This is a genomic window from Streptomyces candidus (assembly GCF_014207445.1).
GTDB classification, from domain to species: Bacteria; Actinomycetota; Actinomycetes; order Streptomycetales; family Streptomycetaceae; genus Streptomyces; species Streptomyces candidus.
Genome location: NZ_JACHEM010000009.1, coordinates 176677 through 200694, shown reverse-complemented (window position 1 = coordinate 200694; position 24018 = coordinate 176677). Strand labels below are relative to the sequence as shown.

Annotated in this window: 25 protein-coding genes; 12 read left to right on the top strand and 13 right to left on the bottom strand. The window is 69.8% G+C overall.

Annotation, left to right across the window (positions count from 1 at the left end; translation table 11 throughout):
- Positions 1-74 precede the first annotated feature (74 nt).
- From HNQ79_RS18675 to HNQ79_RS18665, 3 genes are all read right to left on the bottom strand, one after another.
- A complete protein-coding gene (locus HNQ79_RS18675; RefSeq protein WP_185032474.1) occupies positions 75-1106 on the bottom strand; it encodes an alanine racemase in 1032 nt (343 codons plus the stop codon).
- A gap of 67 nt (positions 1107-1173) precedes the next feature.
- The gene (locus HNQ79_RS18670; protein ID WP_185032472.1) at positions 1174-2295 is read right to left on the bottom strand and encodes a lipid II:glycine glycyltransferase FemX; all 1122 of its coding nucleotides are present in this window, start codon (positions 2293-2295) and stop codon (positions 1174-1176) included.
- 143 nt (positions 2296-2438) lie between these two features.
- Complete coding sequence (locus HNQ79_RS18665; protein WP_185032470.1) at positions 2439-2753, bottom strand: hypothetical protein; 315 nt, start codon at positions 2751-2753, stop codon at positions 2439-2441.
- A 266-nt stretch (positions 2754-3019) separates the two neighbouring features.
- On the opposite strand from HNQ79_RS18665, the gene rpsF reads away from it, so the two are divergent.
- The 4 genes from rpsF (at position 3020) to rplI (ending at position 4745) form a co-directional block, all read left to right on the top strand.
- Positions 3020-3310 (top strand): 30S ribosomal protein S6, encoded by a 291-nt coding sequence (gene rpsF / locus HNQ79_RS18660; RefSeq protein ID WP_016644628.1) that lies wholly within the window; start codon positions 3020-3022, stop codon positions 3308-3310.
- An 87-nt stretch (positions 3311-3397) separates the two neighbouring features.
- Positions 3398-4000: a single-stranded DNA-binding protein gene (locus HNQ79_RS18655; protein ID WP_185032468.1), complete on the top strand. Its 603-nt coding sequence runs from the start codon at positions 3398-3400 to the stop codon at positions 3998-4000.
- Between the two features lie 43 nt (positions 4001-4043).
- Positions 4044-4280 (top strand): 30S ribosomal protein S18, encoded by a 237-nt coding sequence (gene rpsR, locus HNQ79_RS18650; protein ID WP_003967857.1) that lies wholly within the window; start codon positions 4044-4046, stop codon positions 4278-4280.
- Positions 4281-4298: 18 nt separating this feature from the next.
- Entirely contained in the window at positions 4299-4745 is a 447-nt protein-coding gene (gene rplI, locus HNQ79_RS18645) for a 50S ribosomal protein L9 (protein WP_185032466.1), read from the top strand.
- 156 nt (positions 4746-4901) lie between these two features.
- Here the strand turns inward: rplI and HNQ79_RS18640 are convergent, their stop codons facing one another.
- The gene (locus tag HNQ79_RS18640) at positions 4902-6239 is read right to left on the bottom strand and encodes an MATE family efflux transporter (protein ID WP_185032464.1); all 1338 of its coding nucleotides are present in this window, start codon (positions 6237-6239) and stop codon (positions 4902-4904) included.
- A gap of 496 nt (positions 6240-6735) precedes the next feature.
- Here HNQ79_RS18640 and dnaB point away from each other — a divergent pair, with 496 nt between their 5' ends.
- Together dnaB and HNQ79_RS18630 are read left to right on the top strand one after the other, a co-directional pair.
- Positions 6736-8196, top strand: a complete 1461-nt coding sequence (dnaB, locus tag HNQ79_RS18635) for a replicative DNA helicase (RefSeq protein WP_185032684.1) — start codon at positions 6736-6738, stop codon at positions 8194-8196.
- Between the two features lie 158 nt (positions 8197-8354).
- Positions 8355-9806: a serine hydrolase domain-containing protein gene (locus HNQ79_RS18630; RefSeq protein ID WP_185032462.1), complete on the top strand. Its 1452-nt coding sequence runs from the start codon at positions 8355-8357 to the stop codon at positions 9804-9806.
- A gap of 158 nt (positions 9807-9964) precedes the next feature.
- Here the strand turns inward: HNQ79_RS18630 and HNQ79_RS18625 are convergent, their stop codons facing one another.
- The 3 genes from HNQ79_RS18625 to HNQ79_RS18615 form a co-directional block, all read right to left on the bottom strand.
- Positions 9965-11140 (bottom strand): winged helix DNA-binding domain-containing protein, encoded by a 1176-nt coding sequence (locus tag HNQ79_RS18625; protein WP_185032460.1) that lies wholly within the window; start codon positions 11138-11140, stop codon positions 9965-9967.
- 119 nt (positions 11141-11259) lie between these two features.
- Positions 11260-11745 carry a GNAT family N-acetyltransferase gene (locus HNQ79_RS18620; protein WP_185032458.1) on the bottom strand — a complete coding sequence of 162 codons (486 nt, stop codon included), beginning with the start codon at positions 11743-11745 and terminating at the stop codon, positions 11260-11262.
- 18 nt (positions 11746-11763) lie between these two features.
- Positions 11764-12222 carry a MarR family winged helix-turn-helix transcriptional regulator gene (locus tag HNQ79_RS18615; protein ID WP_185032456.1) on the bottom strand — a complete coding sequence of 153 codons (459 nt, stop codon included), beginning with the start codon at positions 12220-12222 and terminating at the stop codon, positions 11764-11766.
- A gap of 211 nt (positions 12223-12433) precedes the next feature.
- On the opposite strand from HNQ79_RS18615, the gene HNQ79_RS18610 reads away from it, so the two are divergent.
- Positions 12434-13642, top strand: coding sequence for an MFS transporter (locus HNQ79_RS18610; RefSeq protein WP_185032453.1), 1209 nt, complete (start codon positions 12434-12436; stop codon positions 13640-13642).
- Between the two features lie 256 nt (positions 13643-13898).
- On the opposite strand, the gene HNQ79_RS18605 is transcribed toward HNQ79_RS18610, so the two are convergent.
- Positions 13899-14777 carry a GNAT family N-acetyltransferase gene (locus HNQ79_RS18605; RefSeq protein WP_185032451.1) on the bottom strand — a complete coding sequence of 293 codons (879 nt, stop codon included), beginning with the start codon at positions 14775-14777 and terminating at the stop codon, positions 13899-13901.
- A gap of 345 nt (positions 14778-15122) precedes the next feature.
- On the opposite strand from HNQ79_RS18605, the gene HNQ79_RS18600 reads away from it, so the two are divergent.
- Complete coding sequence (locus tag HNQ79_RS18600) at positions 15123-16586, top strand: globin domain-containing protein (RefSeq protein ID WP_185032449.1); 1464 nt, start codon at positions 15123-15125, stop codon at positions 16584-16586.
- A gap of 55 nt (positions 16587-16641) precedes the next feature.
- Here HNQ79_RS18600 and HNQ79_RS18595 read toward each other — a convergent pair whose 3' ends face one another.
- From HNQ79_RS18595 to HNQ79_RS18580, 4 genes are all read right to left on the bottom strand, one after another.
- Entirely contained in the window at positions 16642-17121 is a 480-nt protein-coding gene (locus tag HNQ79_RS18595; protein ID WP_185032447.1) for an NUDIX domain-containing protein, read from the bottom strand.
- 103 nt (positions 17122-17224) lie between these two features.
- Positions 17225-18121 (bottom strand): LysR family transcriptional regulator, encoded by an 897-nt coding sequence (locus tag HNQ79_RS18590; protein WP_185032445.1) that lies wholly within the window; start codon positions 18119-18121, stop codon positions 17225-17227.
- 283 nt (positions 18122-18404) lie between these two features.
- Complete coding sequence (locus HNQ79_RS18585) at positions 18405-19547, bottom strand: cystathionine gamma-lyase (RefSeq protein ID WP_229923257.1); 1143 nt, start codon at positions 19545-19547, stop codon at positions 18405-18407.
- Between the two features lie 11 nt (positions 19548-19558).
- On the bottom strand, positions 19559-19939 hold the full coding sequence (locus HNQ79_RS18580) for a phage holin family protein (RefSeq protein WP_185032441.1): 381 nt from the start codon (positions 19937-19939) through the stop codon (positions 19559-19561).
- A gap of 72 nt (positions 19940-20011) precedes the next feature.
- Here HNQ79_RS18580 and HNQ79_RS18575 point away from each other — a divergent pair, with 72 nt between their 5' ends.
- The 4 genes from HNQ79_RS18575 (at position 20012) to HNQ79_RS18560 (ending at position 22412) form a co-directional block, all read left to right on the top strand.
- A complete protein-coding gene (locus HNQ79_RS18575) occupies positions 20012-20329 on the top strand; it encodes a cupin domain-containing protein (protein ID WP_185032439.1) in 318 nt (105 codons plus the stop codon).
- Positions 20330-20519: 190 nt separating this feature from the next.
- Positions 20520-20750, top strand: a complete 231-nt coding sequence (locus HNQ79_RS18570; protein ID WP_185032437.1) for a DUF5326 family protein — start codon at positions 20520-20522, stop codon at positions 20748-20750.
- Between the two features lie 391 nt (positions 20751-21141).
- Positions 21142-21879 (top strand): IclR family transcriptional regulator, encoded by a 738-nt coding sequence (locus HNQ79_RS18565; RefSeq protein ID WP_260421707.1) that lies wholly within the window; start codon positions 21142-21144, stop codon positions 21877-21879.
- Between the two features lie 98 nt (positions 21880-21977).
- Positions 21978-22412, top strand: coding sequence for an SsgA family sporulation/cell division regulator (locus HNQ79_RS18560; RefSeq protein WP_185032433.1), 435 nt, complete (start codon positions 21978-21980; stop codon positions 22410-22412).
- 140 nt (positions 22413-22552) lie between these two features.
- Here the strand turns inward: HNQ79_RS18560 and HNQ79_RS18555 are convergent, their stop codons facing one another.
- Complete coding sequence (locus HNQ79_RS18555; RefSeq protein WP_185032431.1) at positions 22553-23950, bottom strand: YibE/F family protein; 1398 nt, start codon at positions 23948-23950, stop codon at positions 22553-22555.
- Positions 23951-24018: the final 68 nt, after the last annotated feature.

Below are 24018 nucleotides of genomic sequence, written 5' to 3'. Positions count from 1 at the left end.
GCCCGCACAGAGGTGCACGGGCGGCCTCTTGTTTCACGTGAAACGTGACCCGCGTGTTTCACGTGAAACAACGATCAGCGATCCACCAGCCGGTCGAACTGAGTCGTGGTGTGCCGCAGGTGAGCCACCAGCTCTTCGCCCACCTTCGGCTCCGTCGCATCCGACGGCACGAACAGGATCGACACCTGCATGTGCGGAGGCTCCGCAAACCACCGCTGCTTGCCTGCCCACACGAACGGCGCCAGGTTCCGGTTCACCGTCGCCAGACCGGCCCGCGCCACCCCCTTCGCCCGTGGCATCATCCCGTGCAGCGCCTTCGGCGCCTCCAGGCCCACGCCGTGCGAGGTGCCGCCTGCGACGACCACCAACCAACCGTCGGACGCCACCTTCTGCTGCCGGTAGCCGAAACGGTCGCCCTTGGACACCTGCGTCACATCCAGCACCGCACCGCGGTACTCCGTCGCCTCGTGGTCGCCCAGCCACAGCCGGGTGCCGATGCGCGCCCGGAACCGTGTCTGCGGGAACTGCTGCTGGAGCCGCGCAAGTTCATCGGCCTTCAGGTGGCTGACGAACATCGTGTGCAGGGGCAGGCGGGCCGACCGCAGACGGTCCATCCACGCGATGACCTCCTCAACCGCATCCGAACCGTCCGTGCGGTCCAGCGGCAGATGCAGCGCGAATCCCTCCAGGCGTACGTCCTCGATCGCCGCGTGCAACTGGGCGAGCTCGGACTCCTTCACGCCGTGCCGTTTCATCGAGCTCATGCACTCGATGACGACCCGCGCGCCCACCAAGGCGTGCACACCGTCCACCGAGGACACCGAACGGATCACCCGGTCCGGCAGCGGCACCGGCTCCTCACCCCGCCGGAACGGGGTCAGTACCAGGAGGTCACCGCTGAACCAGTCCTTGATCCGGGCCGCCTCGTACGTCGTCCCCACGGCCAGAATGTCCGAACCGAAGCGTGTCACCTCCTCGGCGAGACGCTCATGCCCGAATCCGTAACCATTGCCCTTGCAGACCGGAACCAGGCCCGGGAACTGCTCGATCACGGACTTCTGGTGCGCCCGCCAGCGCGCGGTGTCGACGTAGAGAGTGAGCGCCATCAGCCGGTCCGGAACCTTTCCCTTGCTGCAGTGAATTGTTGGTGTTGCCGGGGCACGAACGCTGAGGTCAGCGACGCGACATGTAGACGTCGAGCGCCTTGTGGAGCAGCTTGTTGAGCGGGAAGTCCCACTCGCCGAGGTACTGCGCGGCCTCGCCGCCCGTACCCACCTTGAACTGGATCAGACCGAAGAGGTGGTCCGTCTCGTCCAGTGAGTCGGAGATGCCTCGCAGGTCGTAGACGGAGGCGCCCATCGCGTACGCGTCCCGGAGCATCCGCCACTGCATCGCGTTCGACGGACGCACCTCGCGTCCGATGTTGTCCGAGGCGCCGTAGGAGTACCAGACGTGTCCGCCGACGACCAGCATCGTCGCCGCCGACAGGTTCACTCCGTTGTGCCGGGCGAAGTACAGGCGCATCCGGTTCGGGTCCTCGGTGTTGAGGGCCGACCACATGCGCTGGAAGTACTCCAGGGGGCGCGGCCGGAAATGATCGCGCACGGCCGTGATCTCGTACAGCCGCTGCCACTCGGCCAAGTCCTGGTAACCGCCCTGGACGACCTCGACGCCGGCCTTCTCGGCCTTTTTGATGTTGCGCCGCCACAGCTGGTTGAAGCCCTTGTGGACCTCCTCCAGCGAACGGTTGGCCAGCGGCACCTGGAAGACGTACCGCGGCTGCGCGTCACCGAAGCCGGCTCCGTCGTCCTCGCCCTGCTGCCATCCCATCTTCCGCAGCCGGTCCTGCACTTCGAACGCGCGCGGCTCGATGTGGGTGGCCTCCACGTCGCGCAGACGCTTCACATCCGGGTCCTGGATGCCGGCCTTGATGGCGGCAGCGTTCCAACGGCGGATGACGACGGGCGGACCCATCTTCACCGAGAACGCGCCCTGTTGCTTCAGGTGGGCCAGCATCGGCTGCAGCCACTCGTCCAGGTTCGGCGCATACCAGTTGATCACCGGGCCCTCGGGCAGGTAGGCCAAGTAGCGCTTGATCTTCGGCAGTTGGCGGTACAGCACCAAGCCGACACCGACCAGCTCGCCGGTGCGGTCGAACCAGCCCAGATTCTCCGAGCGCCACTCCGCCTTCACGTCGGCCCACGCCGGGACCTGCATGTGGCTCGCCGCGGGCAGGCTCTGGAGGTAGGCCAGATGCTGCTCTCGGCTGATGGTCCTCAGGGTCAGGCTCGTCATGCGGGGCACTCCTCGGCAGCTGTGTCCCCATGGGGTCAGGGGCTCCGGCTCTCGCGCCGAAGCCTACTGCGCCACAGGAGCGCCCCGTCTGGCCCCGCCGGACAGGACCGCCGCCCGGCGGTCCTGTCCGGCGGAGTCGCCGTTCAGCCCAGCACGCCGCCGAACAACCCGCCGTGTGCCATGCCGAGGAAGAAACCGAGGGCCGCAGCCCCCAGCCCGGTGATCGTGAAGAACCGTTCCCGGGTCGTGGCGGACACGAACAAGCCGTACCCACCGGTGACGATCCCGGCCAGCCCCGCCCACGAACTCAGCAGGTGCAGATCGTGGAACATCGCCGTGACGAGGGCCAGCGCACCCAGCACCAGCGTCGCCGCCATCAGCGTGTCCTGGAGCGGATGGGGTTTCCCGTCGGTCGCGAAGAGGGAGACGGAAGGACCGCGTCGCATTGCCTGGGCCATGAGGCACCTCCTGGCAGGAAGGCGGCGCACTGTAGCGCCGCTCACACCCGATGTGTCCAGATTGCGGCCACTCGGGGCCCGATTTCAACCGGAAGCCTCTGTACGGGTACTCTGGACGGTCTGCACCGGTGTCACTCCTGCCCTAAACATCCTGAGGGTCCTTTCCCACGGGATTGTCAGTGGCAGTCGATACCGTTGCTTACGCATCACGACCCTCCTGCCACGGAACGACCGTGGCCGCTGAGTCCAAAGGAGGTGGGTTCCACATGCGTCACTACGAAGTGATGGTCATCCTCGACCCCGATCTCGAGGAGCGCGCTGTCTCCCCGCTGATCGAGAACTTCCTCTCCGTCGTCCGTGAGGGCAACGGAAAGGTCGAGAAGGTCGACACCTGGGGCCGTCGTCGTCTGTCCTACGAGATCAAGAAGAAGCCCGAGGGCATCTACTCGGTCATCGACCTGCAGGCCGAGCCTGCGGTCGTCAAGGAGCTCGACCGACAGATGAACCTGAACGAGTCGGTCCTCCGGACCAAGGTCCTCCGCCCGGAAATGCACTGAACTTCGGTTCAGCGTCCTCCGGGTCCGAGTAGCACCCACCAGTAGCACCACAGCAGCCAGCAGCAATCCCCGCCGAGAGGTTCACCCATGGCAGGCGAGACCGTCATCACGGTCGTCGGCAATCTCGTCGACGACCCCGAGCTGCGCTTCACCCCGTCCGGTGCGGCGGTCGCGAAGTTCCGTGTCGCGTCCACTCCCCGCATCTTCGACAAGCAGACCAACGAGTGGAAGGACGGCGAAGGCCTCTTCCTCACGTGCTCGGTCTGGCGTCAGGCGGCGGAGAACGTCGCGGAGTCGCTCCAGCGAGGCATGCGCGTCATCGTGCAGGGCCGGCTGAAGCAGCGGTCCTACGAAGACCGTGAGGGCATCAAGCGCACGGTCTACGAACTGGACGTCGAAGAAGTCGGTCCCAGCCTGAAGACCGCCACGGCCAAGGTCACCAAGACCTCCGGCCGCGGCGCCCAGGGCGGCGGTTTCGGCGGCGGTGGTGGCCAGCAGGGTGGCGGCGGCGGCAACTGGGGCGGCGGCTCCGGTGGCGGTCAGCAGGGCGGCGGAGCACCCTCCGACGACCCGTGGGCCTCCAGCGCGCCGGCCGGTGGACAGCCGCAGCAGGGTGGGGGTGGCTGGGGTGGAAACTCCGGCGCTTCCGGCTCCGGCGGCGGTGGCTACTCGGACGAGCCGCCCTTCTAGGGCAGCTCGAACTCCCACTTCTTGATCACACAGGAGAAACACCATGGCGAAGCCGCCTGTGCGCAAGCCTAAGAAGAAGGTCTGCGCGTTCTGCAAGGACAAGACCCAGTACGTGGACTACAAGGACACGAACATGCTGCGGAAGTTCATTTCCGACCGCGGCAAGATCCGTGCCCGCCGCGTCACCGGCAACTGCACGCAGCACCAGCGTGACGTCGCCACGGCTGTGAAGAACAGCCGTGAGATGGCGCTGCTGCCCTACACGTCCACCGCGCGATAAGGGAAGGGTGACCGACAGATGAAGATCATCCTGACCCACGAGGTCTCTGGCCTCGGCACCGCCGGCGACGTCGTCGACGTCAAGGACGGCTACGCTCGCAACTACCTGGTTCCCCGCGGCTTCGCGCTGCGCTGGACCAAGGGTGGCGAGAAGGACGTGGCGCAGATCCGCCGCGCCCGCAAGATCCACGAGATCGCGACCATCGAGCAGGCCAACGAGGTCAAGGCCAAGCTTGAGGGTACGAAGGTCAGCCTGGCCGTTCGCTCCGGCGACGCGGGCCGTCTCTTCGGTTCCGTCACCCCCGCCGACATCGCTTCCGCGATCGTCGCCGCTGGTGGCCCGAAGGTCGACAAGCGTCGTGTTGAGCTTGCCGCCCCGATCAAGACCCTTGGCTCGCACCAGGTCTCCGTGCGTCTGCACGACGACGTGGCCGCGAAGCTCGGTGTCGAGGTCGTAGCTGCCTGAGTGCAGCACGCCCCGGCCTGAGAAGGTCTGAGCACGTATGTGGGCCGCATCTCCTTGGGGATGCGGCCCACATACGTTTCTGAGCGCAAAGTGGCGCTGCCGGGCGCTCGGTTTCACGTGAAACATGGGTTTCACGTGAAACATTGCGCCGCAGCCTCAGCGGGTCGCTCCGGTGACGATCCAGCGCCCCGAGCGGGTCCGCCACCACAGGGTGGCCATCCGGACCACCATCATCAGCACCATGGCCCACCACAGCGCGGTCAGCCCGCCGCCCAGCTTGGGCACCAGGAGCGCCATCGGTGCGAAGACCGCGAGCGTGGCGAGCATCGCCCAGGCCAGGTACGGTCCGTCACCCGCTCCCATCAGCACACCGTCCAGCACGTAGACGACCCCCGAGATCGGCTGGCACACGGCGACCACCAGGAGCGCGGGCAGCAAGGCGTTCCGTACCAGCTGGTCGCTCGTGAAGAGGGGCATGAACAGGGGACGGGACGCCGCGACCATGATCCCCAGCACCACACCTGCTGCGATTCCCCACTCGACCATCCGACGGCAGGCGGCACGGGCGCCCACCTCGTCGCCGGCCCCCAGGTAGCGGCCGATGAGGGACTGTCCGGCGATGGCGATGGCATCCAGGCCGAAGGCCAGCAGACTCCACAGCGTGAGGATGATCTGGTGTGCCGCCACGTCTGCGTCACCGAGCCGGGCGGCGACCGCGGTGGTGATCAGCAGAACCGCGCGCAGGGAGAGCGTACGGACGAGAAGCGGGGCGCCTGCTCGCGCGGAGGCTCTTATGCCCGCGGCGTCCGGGCGGAGTGACGCGCCGTGGCGTCGGGCTCCGCGGACCACCACGACGAGGTAGACGGCCGCCATCGCCCACTGGGCGACGACGGTGCCCCAGGCGGAGCCGGCGATGCCGAGTCCGAAGCCGTAGACCAGGAGCACGTTGAGGATGCCGTTCGCCGCGAAGCCGCCGATGGCGACGTACAGCGGGGTCCTGGTGTCCTGGAGGCCGCGCAGCACTCCGGTGGCGGCAAGGACGATCAGCATCGCCGGGATACCGAGGCTGGAGATGCGCAGGTACGTGACGGCGTACGGGGCGGCGGTGTCGGAGGCGCCGAAGAGGTCGATCAGCCCCGGGGCGGCGGGCAGCACGGCCGCGATGACAGCCGTGCCCAGCAGCAGCGCGAGCCAGATGCCGTCCATGCCCTGCCGGATCGCGGAGGCCAGATCTCCGGCACCGACGCGTCGGGAGACGGCTGCGGTGGTGGCGTAGGCCAGGAAGACGAAGATGCTCACGGCGGTGGTCAGCAGCGCCGAGGCGACGCCCAGCCCGGCGAGCTGGGGGGTGCCGAGGTGGCCGACGATGGCGCTGTCGGCCATCAGGAACAGGGGCTCCGCGACGAGCGCGCCGAAGGCAGGAAGGGCGAGCGCGACGATCTCGCGGTCGTGCCGACGGCGGCCTGGTTTCGATACCGCGGGAGCCTGAGTCATGGGCCCAATCTAATCTTCCACAGGTAAGAGATGCAATGGGTTAGGAACCCTTACCAAGTCTTGTTTCTCGGGTCTGTGCGCGCGCCGTCTGAGGTGATCTGGGTCCGGGTGGAAAAGTTTTTCTCCCCCACAGCCGGTGGATGACGTTTCTGCAGCTCAGATGGCCCGTCGCGGGATCGCTGTGAACTTGTCCACAATGCTGTCCCCCGCTCCGTGCACAGGTTCCGGGGGGTTCTCCACAGCAAGCGATGAGTTTCTCACAGGGCCTGTGGATAACAAGATTGGCTGACGGTGCCCGCGGGCCTACCGTGGACCGGCGCCCGCCCTGTCTTCCGGCGCGGCACGGCCCCAGGGAACCGGGGGCTCGAACTGCCGAGATCTGCCGGAAGCGGAAGTCGGGCGTCTCATTTGTCAGAGCCGTGCCGTAAGAAAGAGTGGCACAGCGAGGTCCGCGCCGCGGACGGGAGGAGGTGGGCCGGTGACTATTTCCGAGCCCTTGGACGACCCCTGGGCCGACAGCGGTCCCGGTGACCGTCTGCCCGCCCGCAAGCGAGGCGGCGACAGCGGCCGCGGCCGGGACGACCGGCACGATCGGGGCTCCGAAGGCGGTGGCTGGAGCGGTGGCGGCAGTGGCTTCGAGCGCGTACCGCCGCAGGACCTCGACGCGGAGCAGTCGGTGCTCGGCGGCATGTTGCTCTCCAAGGATGCCATCGCCGATGTGGTCGAGGTCCTCAAGGGCCACGACTTCTACAAGCCGGCGCACGAGACGGTCTTCCAGGCGATCCTCGATCTGTACGCGAAGGGCGAACCGGCCGACCCGATCACGGTCAGCGCCGAACTCACCAAGCGCGGCGAGATCACCAAGGTCGGCGGGGCCCCGTACCTGCACACGCTGGTGCAGTCCGTGCCGACCGCCGCCAACGCCGAGTACTACGCGGAGATCGTCCACGAACGTGCGGTGCTGAGACGCCTCGTCGAGGCCGGCACGAAGATCACGCAGATGGGATACGCGGGCGACGGCGACGTCGACGAGATCGTCAACTCCGCCCAGGCGGAGATCTACGCGGTGACCGAGCAGCGCACGTCGGAGGACTACGCCCCGCTCGGTGACATCATGGAGGGCGCGCTCGACGAGATCGAGGCGATCGGTTCCCGCAGCGGTCAGATGTCCGGCGTGCCGACCGGGTTCACCGACCTGGACTCGCTGACGAACGGACTGCACCCGGGCCAGATGATCGTCATCGCGGCCCGTCCCGCCATGGGCAAGTCGACGCTGGCTCTCGACTTCGCACGGGCCTGCTCGATCCAGAACAACATGGCAAGCGTGATCTTCTCCCTCGAAATGGGCCGCAACGAGATCGCGATGCGGCTGCTGTCGGCGGAGGCGCGGGTGGCGCTGCACCACATGCGGTCGGGCTCGATGACGGACGACGACTGGACGCGGCTGGCCCGCCGCATGCCGGACGTGTCGGCGGCCCCCCTGTTCATCGACGACTCACCGAACCTGTCGATGATGGAGATCCGAGCGAAGTGCCGTCGGCTCAAGCAGCGGCAGGACATCAAGCTGGTCATCATCGACTACCTCCAGCTCATGCAGGCGGGCGGCTCCAAGCGGAGCGAGAGCCGTCAGCAGGAGGTCTCGGACATGTCGCGGAACCTGAAGCTGCTGGCGAAGGAGCTGGAGGTGCCGGTGATCGCGCTGTCGCAGCTGAACCGTGGCCCCGAGCAGCGTACGGACAAGAAGCCGATGGTCTCCGACCTGCGTGAATCCGGTTCGATCGAGCAGGACGCGGACATGGTGATCCTGCTGCACCGTGAGGATGCGTACGAGAAGGAGTCGCCGCGCGCCGGCGAGGCGGACATCATCGTCGGCAAGCACCGTAACGGTCCGACGGCGACGATCACGGTGGCCTTCCAGGGCCATTACTCGCGGTTCGTGGACATGGCACAGACGTGATCGGTGCCCGACAGGCGCGCGATTCGGACCACTTGTGGGCCCGGGTCGGGCCTCGACCGGCTCGGCGCGCGAAGGGTGAGTTGCTGCCGAGGAGTGGGGCCGGACAGACACGGGGGGAGAGGATGCGTCCGGGGGGTACGGGGAGGTAGGAGTGGGGCATGACTTCTTCCGCGGGCGATCTCTCCGACGTGTCCGATCTTCCTGTTCTGCTGCCGAGCACGCGGCGTGCTCTGCTGCACCGTGTGGCCGCCGCGCAGGCTGCGGGACGGGTGCCATCACTGACTGCGGCGGTGCAGCGGGAGGGGCGGGTGGTGTGGAGCGGTGCGCGTGGGGCGGCGATCGGCGGCCGGGTGCCCGACGTGGACGTGCAGTACCGGATCGGGTCGATCACCAAGACGTTCACCGCGGTACTGGTGATGCGGCTGCGGGACGAGGGACTGCTGGATCTCGCGGACCCGCTGGAGAAGCACCTTCCGGGCACGGGAGTTGGCGAGGTGACCGTATATCAGCTCCTGGGGCACACGGCCGGGTTGGCTGCCGAGACGCCGGGGCCGTGGTGGGAGCGCACGCCGGGTGAGCTGCGGCCTGGGCTGGGCGACGTGCTGGGCGGGGTACGAGCGGAATCCACGCGTCCGCGCCCGGCCGGGCGTGTGCACCACTACTCCAACCCCGGATACACGCTGCTCGGTTCGCTCGTCGAGGCGGTGCGTGGGGTGTCCTGGGCGGAGGCGGTGCGGCGGGAAATCACGGAGCCGCTCGGACTGACGCGGACGAGCGCGCAGCCGCAGTCGCCGTACGCGGAGGGCTGGGCGGTGCATCCGTGGGCGGATGTGCTGCTGGCCGAGCCGGTGGAGGACCTCGGACTGATGGCACCCGCGGGGCAGTTGTGGTCAACAGTCGGTGATCTTTGCCGGTTCGGCGCCTTCCTGGCAGCCGGCGACGAGCGGGTGCTGAGCAGGGAGTCCGTTCGGGAGATGAGGGTGCCGGCCGCTCCCCTGGAGGCCGGTGGCTGGTCGGTGACGTACGGGCTCGGGGTGCAGGTCCTTCGGGTGGGCGGGCGTGAACTGGTGGGTCACGGGGGCTCGTTGCCGGGCTTCGTGGCCGGGCTGTGGGTGGATGCGGCGGACGGGGTGGCTGCTGCGGCGCTGGCCAATGCGACGTCGGGTACGGCGGCCGGGTCCCTGGCGACCGAGCTGGTGTGCCTCGTGGCGGAGGCCGAGCCACGTATCGCGGAGGTGTGGCAGCCCCTGGCGGAGAAGGACGTGCACCAGGAGCTGCTGGAGCTGACGGGCGCTTGGTACTGGGGGACGGTTCCCTATGGCCTGCGCTTGCTCGCCGGCCGGGGTGTGTCGCTGGAGCGGCTGGACGGCGGTACGGGGCGCGGTTCGCGTTTCCGGGCGGGTCCGGACGGGACGTGGGTGGGGCTCGACGGGTACTACGCGGGGGAGACGTTGCGGGTGGTGCGCGGGCCCGGGGGCGCGGCGGGTGCTGCGAAGGGCGCGGTGAGCCATCTCGACCTGGGGTCGTTCGTCTTCACACGGGAGCCGTACGAGGCGGGGGCGGCGATTCCGGGTGGAGTGGACGAGGGGGGATGGCGCGGGGTCGGGTGAAGTGGGAGTGGGGGCCCGGAGGCGGGCTGCCAGGTCAGGGGCGCCGGCACCAGACGCAGGCGCAGGCAGCTCCGGGCCGGCCATTTCGTGGGGGCCGGCTCGGAGCGTCGACGGCTCGTGTCGGCGGGCTCAGCGCGGCGACAGCTCGCGGCGGCGGCTCAGGCCGTCGACAGTTCGCGCTCCAGGGGCGTCCGGAAGCGTGGAGTCACGCGTGCCCCGCCCATCCACGCGCTGAGCCGTGCCGCCTCCGCTTCGACGGCCGCCGCGGCTTTTGCTCCCCGGTCCGCCAGAAGCCGCCAGACGACGGCGCCGTCCGGCCGCTGTGCCCAGCCGCCGACGATTTCGCCGTTCCACCACACCGTGGGACCGATGTTGCCGGAGCGGTCGAAGAGCGGTGGCCGGTGTTCCGGAGCGAGGTGGAAGCTGCGGTCGGCCCAGCCCATGGCACTGGGGTCGAGGCCGGGCAGGAGGGCGGCCCAGGGTTCCGTTTCGGGTTCGGGTGCGGTGTCGTCGGGAGCCACGTAGGCGGATCCGCCGTCTTCGAGTCGGACATCCGTGGCGGCGGAGGCGGCCAGCGCCTTGCGTGCGTCGGTGAGGGGCCAGCCCGTCCACCACTTGAGGTCGGCTTCGGTGGCCGGACCGTAAGAGAGCAGCCATCGGCGGGCCAGTTCCGCTCTGGCCTCAGCGGCGGGCAGGTCGGGCCACGGTTCGCTTGCGGTCCAGCGGAACTGGCTGGAGGTCCAGGTGCCGCGCGGACGGTCCCGGCGGATGCGTCCCTCGGCGGCCATGACGCGAAGGACCCGGGAGGCGACGCCCTGGACGGTCTCCCATCTCTTGCCGGGGAAGATGGTGATCCTCGTACGGAGCGCCTCGGACACGGCGGCGAGTTCGCTGCCGGAGGCGCTGCCGCGTGCGGCAAGGAGGGCGTGGACTTCGGCTTCGGTGGCTTCGAGCCAGGCGGCGTCGAGACCGCCGCCGTCCTCGGCGAAGTGTTTGAGGAGGGCCTTGCGCTCCTTGGCGGCGATGGCGCGGGCGGTGGAGGCGTAGACGTACGGGGCGAGTTCGCGGGTGACGGCGAAGAGGGTGTTGCGCATGGCGAGGAGACGGACGAGGGCGACGTCGTCGTACATCTCGCGTTCCAGGCCGTCGACCGTGCAGGAGGTCGTGCGGGCGGCGACGGAGAGGAACACGGTTGCCGCGTCGGTGGCGTGCAGGCCGACGAGGGCGTCGGCGACCGTCGCGGCGCTGGTGGTGCGGGCGGAAGGGGCGAGGAGGTGGCGGCGGCCGAGGCGGCGGCGGCGCTCGGCCGTGGTGAACGTCGGGGTGCGGGGCACCGGAGGGGCTCCTTCGAAGAGGCGGGGGTGAAGGGGCGAAGCGTGCCGGTGGTACGGGCGGGGGGTTTCAGTCGGTGGTACGGGCCCGGACCGTCCCCGTCCGTCCGTGTCCGCGGTGCTCAGAGGGTGAGCTTGAAGCCCACGTGGGAACCGGTGAAGCCGAGCCGTTCGTAGAAGCGGTGGGCGTCGGAGCGGGTGGCGTCGGAGGTGAGCTGCACCAACTGGCAGCCGCGCGAGCGGGATTCGGCGATCGCCCACTCGATGAACCGGGTGCCGAGGCCGGTGCCACGGGCGTCCTCGTGGACGCGTACGGCTTCGATGATCGAGCGGATGGAGCCCTTGCGGGACAGCCCGTGGACGATCGTCAGCTGGAGTGTGCCGACGACCCGCCCGGCCAGTTCGGCCACGACGACGTACTGGTTCGGGTCGTCCTGCAACTGCTTCAGGGCGGCGGTGTACGGAGCGAGGTCGTCCGGGGATTCACGGTGCGCGCCGAGCGAGTCGTGGGCGAGCATCGCGACGATCGCGGGCAGATCGGCCTCGGTCGCGTGGCGTATCGACAAGGCGGACGACTGGTCGTCCGCACCGGTGTTCTCTTCGGTCATGAGCGCAGAATACGCAGCTCACACCAGGGGGCGCAGCTCTTCCACCGTGCGCACCAGGGGCACGAGTTCGGGGTTCTCGGCGGCGGTGGCGAGGGCTTCGCGCAGGGCGGTGTCGTGCGTGGGGCGGGCCTCGGCGAGGAGTGTGCGGCCGGTGTCGGTGACGTCGGTGTAGATGCCGCGGCGGTCGGTGTCGCAGAGGTAGCGCGTGAGCAGGCCGCGGTCTTCGAGGCGGGTGACGAGGCGGGTGGTGGCGCTCTGGCTGAGGAGGACGGCTTCGGAGACCTGGCGCATCTGGAGATGACCGCCGGGGCCGTGGTGCTGGCGGTTCAGGACGTCGAGGAGGGAGTACTCGCGGACGCTCAGGTCGTGGCCGGCCTGGAGGGCCCGCTCGATGTGGGTCTCGATGCGGCTGTGCAGGAGGGAAAGGGCGCACCAGCCCTGGGCGAGCGCGGTGAGTGCCGGGTCGGTCGCGGTCATGTGATCTCTCCTCGTCCCTGCGCGGTGGCGCCCCGGACTGTGGCGGCTCGTCGGGAGCACCCTCAGGATAGCTCCGTTTCGCAGTAGCCCGCGTTTGCCATTAGCCCGCGTCTGCAATTATTGTCGACGCCTGTAACGGACGTCTGCAATGGGTGGCCGTCGCGTCTCTCCGAGGGCCCCCGCCCCCCACTCCTCTCCGGAAGGACTCACCATGCCGCTCGCGCTTCTCGCGCTCGCCATCGGCGCCTTCGGCATCGGCACCACCGAATTCGTGATCATGGGCCTGCTCCCCGAGGTCGCCGCCGACTACGGGGTCTCGATCCCCGTCGCGGGTCATCTCGTCACCGGGTACGGCCTCGGTGTCGTCCTTGGCGCGCCACTGATGACCGTGCTGGGCACCCGCGTCTCCCGAAAGCGGATGCTGATGCTGCTGATGGGGCTGTTCATCGCGGGCAACGTGCTCTGCGCCGTCGCGCCCGTCTTCGGCGTGATGCTGGCCGGACGGGTGGTCGCCTCCTTCGCGCACGGCGCATTCTTCGGGATCGGTTCGATCGTGGCAGCCGGGCTGGTCGCGCCGCAGAAGAAGGCCGGGGCCATCGCCATGATGTTCACCGGGCTGACGCTCGCCAATGTGGTCGGGGTGCCCCTCGGTACGTACCTCGGGCAGAGCGCCGGCTGGCGCATCACGTTCCTCGTCGTCGCCGCACTCGGGGTGCTCGGCCTGGCGGGAGTCGCCGCACTGGTGCCCGAGCAGCCGAAGCCGGAGGACGTGCGACTGCGCGACGAAGTGGCCGCGTTCCGCAACATGCAGGTGCTGCTCGCCATGGCGATGACGGTGCTCGGCTTCGGCGGGGTCTTCGCGGCGATCACCTACATCACGCCGATGCTCACCGAGGTCGCCGGCTATCCGGCGGGGTCCGTCACCTGGCTGCTCGTCCTGTTCGGGCTGGGCATGGTCGGCGGCAACCTGATCGGCGGCCGCTACGCGGACCGGGCGCTGATGCCGCTGCTGTACGTGTCGCTGGGTGCCCTCTCCCTGGTGCTCGCGCTGTTCACCGTGACCGCTCACCACAAGGTCACCGCGGCGGTCACCCTCGTCCTGATCGGTGGGCTGGGATTCGCGACCGTGCCGCCGTTGCAGAAGCGGGTACTGGACCAGGCCGCCGGTGCGCCGACCCTGGCCTCCGCGATGAACATCGGCGCCTTCAACCTCGGCAACTCCCTGGCCGCCTGGCTCGGCGGACTCGTCATCGCCGCGGGGTACGGACTCACCGCCCCGAACTGGGTGGGCGCTGCCCTCGCCGCGTCGGCCCTGCTCCTCGCACTCGTCTCGGGAGCGCTGGACCGTCGTACGGCGGGGCGCAGCCGGGTCGTGACGGGCACGCCGCACGAGCGTGTGCCCGCCGTGGCGCGCCACTGACCCGGAGTCCGTGCGCGCACTTGGCCCGGGCTGCGGGCTCGTGCGGGGTCGAGGTGCGGGCATACGTACGGTCCGCGGCCGGGCGATACGTATGCGTCATGGGCGCGTACGTACGAACCGGGGGACGCATGCGTATGAACCGCCGGGCCGTTGCGCAGAAGACACGGGCAGGTACGTACGGGCCACCGGCGTCTGTGTCCCGGGCGCATGTACGGCCCAGGAGGCACGTGTGTAGGGCTGTGCGCGCGTACGGCACTCAGCCGGTCGCCTTCGACAGCGGGGCGAATCGGCGGTGGGGATCTCCGGGGAGGCCGGGCGCGCCGTACGTCATGACGGTCTGACGGGCGGCCGTGGCCAGGCCGTGGGAGCGCAGCCACTCGCACAGCTGAGTGTGGTGTTCGTCGACGTCGATGCGGAGCGGACGATCGGTGCCGGACGCGAGGGACGCGACCAGGGCCTTCGCGGTGTCGGTGTCGCGGGCGATCAGCGGCCCCACGGTCTGGGTGTGCCTGTCGGGCCAGGCGGCCGCGTAACCGAGGAGGCCGGTCCGGTCCTCGGCCACGCGCAGTTGGTCGGCGAAGGCGGGCAGCCGCGCGATCATGGCGGTGCGGTCATGGCCGAAGACCTCCGTGTCCAGGCGGATGAGGGCGGTGAGGTCGGCGGGGGTCGCGGGACGGGTGGCGATCGAAGGCGGCGGTCCCGCGGAGCGGAAGTGGCCGCGAAGGGTCTCGGCGCGACCCCCCGCGGTGAAACCGAGCCGGGCGTAGAGCCCTCGGCCTTCCTCTGTGGCGTAGAGCGACACCTGTGCGTCACCCGCCCGCGCGAGGGCGTGCCGCAGCAAGCGCAGGCCGAGTCCCTGCCGGGCGTGCCGTTCGGCGACCAGGACCATGCCGACCACGGCGTACGCAGGGGCGTGTGGGGCGTCGGCGCCGTATGTGGTGAGAGTGCAGGTGGCGATGAGGGATGTGCCGTCGGCATCCGGGTCGTCGATGCCGTAGCCGGTGCCGGCTGTGAGCAGGAGTCCCCATGCGTGCTCGGTGCGCGGCCAGTCCCGGTCTTCGCCGAGGTCGGCGCAGGCGGTGAGGTCTCGCAGGGTGAGGCGGCGAACGGGAAACTGGGCGAGCGGCGTGGGCATGGGAGCCAGGCTGTCGGAAGCAGTGATCGCCCGTCCAGCGCTTTAGCGAGCGATGTTTCACGTGAAACATCGCTCGCCGGTGCGCCGGGGCCACAGGGGAATGGTGTCGCCGTTCCTGGGAATGCGCTGCCACGGACCGAAAGGCCGCAGGGCGGGTCGCGCCATGGAGCGAAAGCAGCCGGGAGCCGACGAGAGATCGGAAACCAGGACTTCCCGGTCTTCGCCCGTTCCGAGGGACGGGCTGACACGCTGCGACGACGGGAACTGCGGCGGACGCGCAGCTTTTCCGCCTTGCTCTGATTGAGGGAGAAGCGCGACCACATGATGTTCGAGGCGAGGCACACGATGGATGCTCTGACCACTCCGGCCGCTGGGAACAGCGACGCGGGCAGAGAAAGCGGCGGGAACGACGAGGCGGCCACCGGCGAGATGGCCGGCGCTCTGTATGCTCCCGCAGCCCTCGGCACGTCCAGTGCGCTCAGTGCCGTCGACGCTCCCGTCGGCGGTCCCGGCCCCGACGCGCCCCCCGTGCCCGTCGAGGGCCCCGCCCTCGACGGGTCCATCGGTCTCGCGGCGTCCGGCGTTCCCACTGCGTCCGCCTCCGCAGACCCCGAGCGCGACGCCCCTCAGGAACGCGAGCCGGAATCCGGCACCGGCCCCGCGCCGGACCTTCTCCACGGTGAGCGGTCGGCGGGGCGGCCCTCTACGGACGCGCTTCGGGTACGGCGCACCCTGGCCGAGATCGAGCCTGTCGCCGACCGCGCGACCTCGTACTTCTACGCGCTGCTGTTCCTGCGCCATCCCGCCCTGCGGGACCTGTTCCCGCCCGCGATGGACACCCAGCGGGACCGCCTCTTCAAGGCGCTGCTGACTGCGGCCGAGCACATGGACGATCCGCGAACGCTCACCGAGTACTTGCGGCAGCTGGGCTCCGGGCACCGGAAATACGGCACTCGGGCCGCGCACTACCCGGCCGTCGGCGAAGCCCTGATCGGGGCGCTGGCCCGGTACGCGGAGGCGGTCTGGGACCAGGAGACGGAGGCCGCGTGGGTGCGCGCGTACACGACGATCTCGCAGGTCATGATCGACGCGGCGGCGGAGAGCGAGCTCAGATCCCCGGCCTGGTGGCGGGCGGAGGTCGTTGCGCACGACCTGCGTACCCCCGAGGTGGCGGAGCTGACCCTGCGTCCCGACCAGCCGTATCCCTTCCTGGCGGGGCAGTACACGAGCCTGGAGACGCCGTGGTGGCCGCGGATCTGGCGGCACTACTCCTTCGCTGCGGCGCCCCGTGCGGACGGTTTGCTCACGCTGCACGTGAAGGCGGTTCCGGCGGGCTGGGTGTCGAACGCGTTGGTGCACCGGGCCCGGCCCGGGGACGTGCTGCGGCTGGGCCCGCCCGCCGGATCGATGACGGTGGACCACACGACGGACAGCGGGCTGCTCTGCATCGGCGGCGGTACCGGCATCGCGCCGATCAAGGCGCTGGTCGAGGACGTGGCGCAGCACGGCGAGCGGCGACCGATGGAGGTGTTCTACGGGGCGCGCACCGATGACGCCCTGTACGACATCGACACCATGCTGCGGCTGGCGAAGGCGCATCCCTGGCTGTCGGTGCGCCCGGTGGTCGACGACCGGGCGCGGTTCCCGGACGCGGTCCGGCAGTTCGGCCCCTGGATGTCGTACGACGCGTACCTCGCGGGACCGCCCGGCATGATCCGCAGCGGGCTCCACGCACTCAGGACGGCAGGCATACCGGGCAGCCGTATACGTCACGACTCGGTCGAGGAACTGGTGGCCGCCGGGGATTAGCCCGGCCGCAGGACGGACCACCCGACAGGGATCGCCGAAGCCGGGCCGCAGGGATTCAGCCCAGGTCGGGGGCGAGCAGCGCGCGCACACCCTCGATGTTGCCGTCGAGGTAGTGGCGCAAGGACAGTGGTACGAGGTGTACGGCGGCGATGCCGACGCGGCTGAACGGGATGCGGACGATCTCGTACTCGCCGAGCGGTTCGTCGACCTCGGGGCCGTGGCGTCGCGCCGGGTCCATGGACTCCAGACGGCAGACGAAGAAGTGCTGCACCTTCGCGCCGGGGAGGCCGTCCCCGGTGATGTGCTCGACGGTGTCGACGAAGCAGGGCACCACATCGGTGATCTTGGCCCCGAGTTCCTCGTCGACCTCACGGTGGAGGGCGTCGACGACGGTGGCGTCCTCGGGCTCCACCCCGCCGCCGGGCGTCACCCAGTACGGGTCGACGCCGGGCTTGGTGCGTTTGATCAGGACGAGGTTCTCGCCGTCGAGGAGGACGGCGCGTGCGGTGCGCTTGACCACGGGACGTTCGGTCATGGCAATAACGTGGCCCGCCGGGGGCCCTCCGAAACTCCCTCGCGCCTGTTGGCACTCCGCCGGACAACGGCCGGGACAGGCCCGATGGCCCCCGGGGGCGGGTTCAGCACCAGTCGCCGGCCGCGCGCAGCAGCCATTCGTGTGCCCGCGCGATGTGCGGATGAGCGAGAGTGCCGGCGCGCACCGCGAGGAAGTAGGTCCGCAACGGGGGGACGGCGGGCTCGTACAGAGCCACCACCGCACCCGTCGCGAGTTCGTTCTCGCACAGGTAGCGCGGCAGGACGGCGAGGCCCGCGCCCGCGGCCGTGGCGGTCAGGACGGCACGCAGATCGGGAGCGACGACGGTGCCCGCGGCGGCGGGCGGGGTGTCGAAGACGGCGGCCCAGTACCGGGCGACGAGCGGCAGGCTCTCGTGCACCTCGACCACCGGGAGCTGCTCCAGGACGACGGCCCCCTTGTCCGCGAGGAGCTCGGGGGTGAGGTGTTTTGCCCAGCGGGGGGCGGCAACCAGGACGTGCTCCTCGTCGCAGAGAGCGGTGGCCGTCAGCAGTCCGCCGCGCGGACGGTCCGTGGTGAGGGCCAGGTCGTGGTGGCCGTCGGCGAGGCCGGCGAGATTTTCCTCGGAGTTGCCGAAGGAGACTCGCAACGCCAGGCCCTGGGCGGTGAGCGGGGACAGCGCGGGCAGGGCGCGCAGCGAGGTGAATTCCGGAGGGCCGGCCAGGTGCAGGGTGCGTACGCCGGTGTGGTCGTCGAGACCGGTCTCGGTGATCTCGACGAGTGCGTCGAGGTGGGGCGCGGCACGGTGGGCGAGTTCGTCGCCGATGGCGGTGGGGGTGACACCGCGGGCCCGGCGCAGGAAGAGCGGGCGGCCCAACTGCCGCTCCAGGGTACGTATCTGGCCGGTGACCGCGGGCTGGGACAGGCCGAGCAGAGCCGCGGCCCGGGTGAAGGAGCCGGCCCGGTGGACCGTGACGAAGGTGCGCAGCAGGGCGAGATCCATATCGTGCCTTCCGCATTGCGCGGTGCCCGGTCGCCGGTGCCGAGGGCGGATGTCCGCCCGTCCCGTCCCGCCGTCCAGGCACCGCGGTCCGGTCCCCGCCGGTGTTGCCGAAGACGCAGTATAAATATGTCGATAGGTCTCTGTCGCTAGCGTGATTGGACACTGACGCACAGTCAACTAGCCTTGTGCAGGCGGTTCTTCGCGCGCAGAACCGGGACGGTCCGAGCCACGAGGGGGGAGGCTCGGACCGTCTGCCCTACGCCAGGCGGCTAGGCAGGGCTACTCATCCGACCGTCGCGTCGAGTGACCGCAGCACGTCCGCGATCAGGTCGTCCGCGTCCTCCGCACCCACCGACAGCCGGATGAATCCCTCCGGTACGGCGTCGCCGCCCCACCGTCCGCGCCGCTCGGCCGTGGACCGCAGACCGCCGAAGCTCGTCGCGTCGTCGACCAGCCGCAGTCCGTCCAGGAACTTCTCCGCGAACCCCCTGTCCGGCAGCGTGAAGGACACCACGCAGCCGAAGCGTCGCATCTGCCGCGAGGCGGTCGGGTAGGAGGGGTCGTCGGGCAGCCCGGGGTAGCGCAGGTCGCGTACGGCAGGGTGCGCCCGCAGCGCGGTGGCCAGTGCGAGGGCGGTGGCGCCCTGGCGGTCGGCGCGCAGTTGGAGGGTGGCCAGGGAGCGGTGGGCGAGCCAGGCTTCCATCGGGCCGGGAATCGCGCCGACGACCTTGCGCCAGCGTCGTACCCGTGCCGCCAGCTCGGCGTCCCGGCAGGTCACGTAACCCAGCAGGATGTCGCCGTGGCCGGTGAGTCCCTTGGTTCCGCTGGCCACCGAGAAGTCGGCGCCCAGGTCCAGGGGGCGCTGACCGAGCGGGGTGGCGAGGCTGTTGTCGACGGCGACCAGAGCGCCCGCCTCGTGAGCGGCGTCGGCGAGGAGCCGGATGTCGCAGACGTCGAGGCCGGGGTTGGACGGCGACTCGATCCACAACAGCCGCGCCCCGGGGAGGTGAGCCATCTGTGCCTCACCCGCGGTCGGTGCGGTGCGCACCTGAACCCCGTACGCCTCCAGCTGCTCCCGTACGAGGGGCAGCGCCTGGTAGCCGTCGTCGGGGAGGACCACGGTGTCCCCGGCCTTCGCCTGCGAGAGCAGTACGGCGGAGACGGCGGCCATGCCGGAAGCGAAGACGACGGTGTGCGCGGCCTGGCCCCCGTTCTCGCTCGGCGGGGCCTCCAGCTCACCGATGGCCCGCTCCAGGTGGGTCCAGGTCGGGTTCTCGTCGCGGCCGTAGGTGTACGGGCCGGTGGGCTCGCCGGGCAAGTGGAAGTGCGCGGCGAACACAGGCCCGGGAAGCATCGGTTCATAGGCCTCGGGCTCGGGCAGCCCGGCCCGTACGGACCGGGTGCCGTCGCCGTCTTGGCTGGACATCGGCATCGGGATCAGTCCCTTCCGTCGGGGAGCAGCATGTTCAGCGCCCAGGAGACGACGCTGATGATCAGTGCGCCGAGGACCGCCGTCCAGAAGCCCTCCACGTGGAAGGCGAGGTCGAATCTGTCGGCCAGCCACGACGTCAGCAGCAGCATCAGCGCGTTGACGACCAGCGTGAACAGTCCGAGCGTGAGCACGAACAGCGGGAAGGACAGAAGCTTCACCACCGGCTTGACCAGGAAGTTCACCAGTCCGAAGAGCAGGGCGACGACGATCAGTGTGCCGACCTCACGGCCGGTGCTGTCACCGTCGAGCGTGATGTCCTGGACGAGCCACACGGCCACCCAGAGGGCCACCGCGTTGGCGATCGTCTTGACTGCGAAATTCATCATGTGTCTGATCGTGGCAGAGATGATCGCTCCGGACAGGCAAGGAGCGATCACACGGCGAGGAGCGGATCGAGCATGAAGGCATTCCGACTGGACGAGCTGGAGGCGGAGCGTGCCGCCAACGACGGCGCGTATCTGCAGTTCCTCAAGGAACGGAACATGTCGGCCGGCCTGTACGCGCTCGATGCGGGCGACTCGGATCCGCAGACGCCGCACCACGAGGACGAGATCTACTTCGTCGTCAGCGGTCGGGCGGCGATCACGGTCGGCATGGAGACGACGCAGGTGGCGCGGGGCAGCGTGGTCCACGTGCCGGCTGGGACGGCGCACAAGTTCCATCACATCTCGGAGGACTTGAGGGTGCTGGTGGTGTTCTCCCCGCCCGAGAGCTGAGTGCGTTCCGCCGGTCCGGCGCGTGCGGAACCCGGGAATGTTTCACGTGAAACGCCCCGGGTCCCTAGGGGGCGGGTCAGGGGTCTTCAAGGGCTTCCGGCCCTCCGTGCGGGCGGTCCCCCGCCTAGCATCGGAGCCAAGGAACCATCACTGCGCCGGGTGGAACCCGGGCCGAGGGAGAGGCAAGAAAATGGCTGCACGGGAAATATTCGCGGGTCTGCCGGGCTGGGTGAAGTGGATCGCGATCCCGGCGCTGGTCCTGCTGGTCTTCGGCGGCACGATCCTGGCCGCGATCGGCGCGCTGGTCGGCCTGCTGTTCAAACTGCTGCTCCTGGTGGCGCTGGTCGGCGGTCTGATCTACGTCGTCCGGCGGTTCATGGCGTCCTCCTCGGCCGGGGGCTCCTCACGCGGCGACTGGTAGCCAAGCGACTGGTAGCCCGTGCGGGCGTTAGCCCGCCGGGGGGAATTTGACACGTGAAAGCAACTGAGCCCTGGGGACCGGCAGTTAGGGTGAAAAACCGCTGCCGTCACCCGGGAGTCCCGCTCCCCGGCGACCGCGTTGCCCCTCGGGACCCCGGGAGTGACCCATGGCCACGGCCCAGCCCAGAGCTCAGACCGGCGCCCTCTTCACAGCACGACCGCCCGCGGTGCCCGCCCCCGCAGCGGGTCCGTCGGGGGTGTCCGTACCCGCGACGGGTCCGCCCGGGGCGCCCGCACCTGCAGCGAGTACGCCCGAGGTGCCCGCGCCCGCGGCGTCCGTGCTCAACACCGTCGTACCCGGCCCCGCCGGGCCGGACGGGCCGGCACCCACTCTGATCGGCTCGGTGCAGCGTGCGCTGCGCCTGCTCGAAGCCGTCAGCGTCCATACCGACGGCGCCCCCGCCAAGCAGCTCGCACGGGAGGCGGGCCTGCCCCTGCCCACCGCGTACCACCTGTTGCGCACCCTGACTCACGAGGGATACCTCCGACGTGAGCAGGGGGTCTTCGTGCTCGGCCCGGCGGCCGCGCGGCTCGGGCGCGGGAGCTGCGAGCAGCGCAGACGGGAGGCGGTGCTGTCCACGATGGAGCGCTGGCGCGACACGCTCGGCGTCGCCGTGTACTTCGCCGTCTACCACGACGGCGAAATCGAACCGACGGTCCTCGTCGAGAGCTCCGAACACCCCGCCGTCGAGGAGTGGGCGGACTTCCGTGAGACGGCGCACGCGCACGCGATCGGGCAGTGCCTGCTGGCGCAGCTGGACACCGGATCCCGGCTCGACCACCTCCGCCGTCATCCCGTCGAGGCGATCACCCCGTACACCGTGCGCGACGGTGCGTCCCTGCTGGAGCGGCTGGCGGCGATCGAGCGTACGCGGACGGTCGTGGAACGCGAGCAGTACATGCTCGGGACGGCGTGCGCGGCGATTCCGATCACCCTTGGGCGGACCGCTGCCGTGATGGCGATCTCCGTGCCCCTCGCACAAGAGAGCCGTCTCGCCCCCGCGATCGAACGACTGAGCGAGGAAATCACCGAGGTGGTCCGTTCGCTCATGTTCTCTATCAGTATCTGAAAACTCACTCCTTGTGATCTGCTACTGCTTCGACCACGATGGCGTCAAGAGGACCGGAGGGGAACGTTCCGGCACTTCCATCTACGTCAGGGTTGGCGATGCGCGAGTCGGTTCAGGCAGAGGTCATGATGAGCTTCCTCGTCTCGGAGGAGCTCTCCTTTCGTATTCCGGTAGAGCTCATGTACGAGGCGAAGGACCCGTATGCGATTCGCCTGACCTTCCATTTGCCCGGGGACGCGCCTGTGACCTGGGCTTTCGGTAGAGAGCTGTTGGTCGACGGGATCAACGAGCCCTGCGGCGAAGGCGATGTGCACATCTCGCCCTCCGACCCGGACGAGCTGGCCGACGTCCACCTCCGACTTCAGGTCGGCGCGGACCGGGCGCTGTTCAGAGCGAGCGCGGCACCGCTCGTGGCGTTCCTCGACCGCACCGACAAGCTCGTGCCGCTCGGCCAGGAGCACACGCAGAGTGACTATGCCGGGTGTCTGGAGGACGAGCTCGGGCGGATCCTCGCCGAGGAGAACGCGGGCTGAACCCACGCCGGAAACACGGCGGGCGGGCAGGTTTACCGCCCCCCGCACATGAGCGGCGGCCGGAGTGATCCGGCCGCCGCTCCGGTATGTGCCCCGGGCCCGCCACGCTCCTGTGGCCGTGGCCCCTCTCTCGCCCCGGCTCAGGTCTTGCGGCGCCGGCCGCGCCCGGTGCGTACCGGCGGAGTGGAGGAAGCGGTGCCCTCGCCCGCCTTCGCGCCGGTGCGGTCGGCGGAGACGACCAGTGCGGCGAGCGCCGTGGTGACCGGAACCGAGGCGACCAGGCCGATCGAGCCGATGAGGGTACGGACGATCTCCTCGGCGACCAGTTCGCTGTTGGCGACCGTACCCACGCTGCTCTGCGCGATGGAGAACAGCAGGAGCAGCGGGAGGGCGGCGCCCGCGTAGGCCAGGACCAGGGTGTTCACGACGGATGCGATGTGGTCGCGCCCGATGCGGATGCCCGCCCGGTACAGGGCCCGCGGGCCCATTGTCGGGTCGGCCTGGTGCAGTTCCCAGACGGCGGACGTCTGGGTGACCGTCACGTCGTCGAGGACCCCGAGCGAGCCGATGATGACGCCCGCGAGCAGCAGGCCGCTCATGTCGATCGACGGGTAGAGGCTGTGGATGAGGCCGGTGTTGTCGTCGACGTTGCCGGACAGGAACGCCCAGCCGATGAAGAGGGATCCGAGCAGCCCGATGAGGAGCAGCGAGATGAGGGTGCCGACGACGGCGACGGAGGTGCGGGCGTTGAGCCCGTGGCAGGCGTACAGCGCGATCAGCATGATGGCACTGGCTCCGACCACCGCTACGACCAGCGGGTTCGACCCCTGGAGGATGGCCGGGAGGATGAACAGGGTCAGGATCGCGAACGAGGCCACCAGCGCGACCAGCGCCATGAGCCCTTTCATCCGGCCGACGATCACCACGGCGAGCGCGAAGATACCGGCGAGCAGGGTGAGCGGGAGCTTCCGGTTCACGTCGGTGACGGAGTACTGGAGGTCGCGGGGCGCGTCGGGGGCGTATGCCACGACGACACCCTGACCCTGCTTCAACTGCCGTGGCGCGCCCGGCTGCACGATCTCGTCGAAGGTGCGGCCCTTGCCGGAGCCGGTGAGAACCTCGATCTTCGCCTTCTTGCAGTCGGTCTTGCCGCCCTGCTCGCCTTCACCGCTCGGTGGTGCCGGCGGAGTACCGCCTCCCTCCTGCTGCGGCTGCGGGGCGACGCCCGCGCCCTTGCAGTCGATCTCGTCGACCTGGACGACACGGCCCTTCTCGGTCTGCCGGTCGAAACCCACGCCGGTGCGCTCATGGGCGGGCGCGCCGCCGGGCCACAGGACGGCGAGTCCGACGAGAACGGCCGTGGCGAAAGGAATCAGCACGGCCGCGATCACCTTGCGCAGGTGCTGGGACACGGGCGCCGCGGGACCATGACTGTGGCTGTGCCCATGGGCGTGGGCGGACGGCGGGGGGCCCTGCGCAGGGCCGGGTGAGGACGGCGGCTGGGACGGTGTCGGGGGAGGCGGCTGGGGTGGGGTCACCGCCCGATCATCGCAAGAACGTCGGGGGCCCTCTGTTCAGCGCGGCCGTAGGGGCGTTAGCGTGGGGT

Bases quoted from the DNA above. Each gene is read 5' to 3' on its own strand.
- HNQ79_RS18675 (WP_185032474.1), bottom strand. From the start codon at position 1,106: ATGGCGCTCACTCTCTACGTCGACACCGCGCGCTGGCGGGCGCACCAG.
- HNQ79_RS18670 (WP_185032472.1), bottom strand. From the start codon at position 2,295: ATGACGAGCCTGACCCTGAGGACCATCAGCCGAGAGCAGCATCTGGCC.
- HNQ79_RS18665 (WP_185032470.1), bottom strand. From the start codon at position 2,753: ATGGCCCAGGCAATGCGACGCGGTCCTTCCGTCTCCCTCTTCGCGACC.
- rpsF (WP_016644628.1), top strand. From the start codon at position 3,020: ATGCGTCACTACGAAGTGATGGTCATCCTCGACCCCGATCTCGAGGAG.
- HNQ79_RS18655 (WP_185032468.1), top strand. From the start codon at position 3,398: ATGGCAGGCGAGACCGTCATCACGGTCGTCGGCAATCTCGTCGACGAC.
- rpsR (WP_003967857.1), top strand. From the start codon at position 4,044: ATGGCGAAGCCGCCTGTGCGCAAGCCTAAGAAGAAGGTCTGCGCGTTC.
- rplI (WP_185032466.1), top strand. From the start codon at position 4,299: ATGAAGATCATCCTGACCCACGAGGTCTCTGGCCTCGGCACCGCCGGC.
- HNQ79_RS18640 (WP_185032464.1), bottom strand. From the start codon at position 6,239: ATGACTCAGGCTCCCGCGGTATCGAAACCAGGCCGCCGTCGGCACGAC.
- HNQ79_RS18630 (WP_185032462.1), top strand. From the start codon at position 8,355: ATGACTTCTTCCGCGGGCGATCTCTCCGACGTGTCCGATCTTCCTGTT.
- HNQ79_RS18620 (WP_185032458.1), bottom strand. From the start codon at position 11,745: ATGACCGAAGAGAACACCGGTGCGGACGACCAGTCGTCCGCCTTGTCG.
- HNQ79_RS18615 (WP_185032456.1), bottom strand. From the start codon at position 12,222: ATGACCGCGACCGACCCGGCACTCACCGCGCTCGCCCAGGGCTGGTGC.
- HNQ79_RS18610 (WP_185032453.1), top strand. From the start codon at position 12,434: ATGCCGCTCGCGCTTCTCGCGCTCGCCATCGGCGCCTTCGGCATCGGC.
- HNQ79_RS18605 (WP_185032451.1), bottom strand. From the start codon at position 14,777: ATGCCCACGCCGCTCGCCCAGTTTCCCGTTCGCCGCCTCACCCTGCGA.
- HNQ79_RS18600 (WP_185032449.1), top strand. From the start codon at position 15,123: ATGGATGCTCTGACCACTCCGGCCGCTGGGAACAGCGACGCGGGCAGA.
- HNQ79_RS18595 (WP_185032447.1), bottom strand. From the start codon at position 17,121: ATGACCGAACGTCCCGTGGTCAAGCGCACCGCACGCGCCGTCCTCCTC.
- HNQ79_RS18590 (WP_185032445.1), bottom strand. From the start codon at position 18,121: ATGGATCTCGCCCTGCTGCGCACCTTCGTCACGGTCCACCGGGCCGGC.
- HNQ79_RS18585 (WP_229923257.1), bottom strand. From the start codon at position 19,547: ATGTCCAGCCAAGACGGCGACGGCACCCGGTCCGTACGGGCCGGGCTG.
- HNQ79_RS18580 (WP_185032441.1), bottom strand. From the start codon at position 19,939: ATGATGAATTTCGCAGTCAAGACGATCGCCAACGCGGTGGCCCTCTGG.
- HNQ79_RS18575 (WP_185032439.1), top strand. From the start codon at position 20,012: ATGAAGGCATTCCGACTGGACGAGCTGGAGGCGGAGCGTGCCGCCAAC.
- HNQ79_RS18570 (WP_185032437.1), top strand. From the start codon at position 20,520: ATGGCTGCACGGGAAATATTCGCGGGTCTGCCGGGCTGGGTGAAGTGG.
- HNQ79_RS18560 (WP_185032433.1), top strand. From the start codon at position 21,978: ATGCGCGAGTCGGTTCAGGCAGAGGTCATGATGAGCTTCCTCGTCTCG.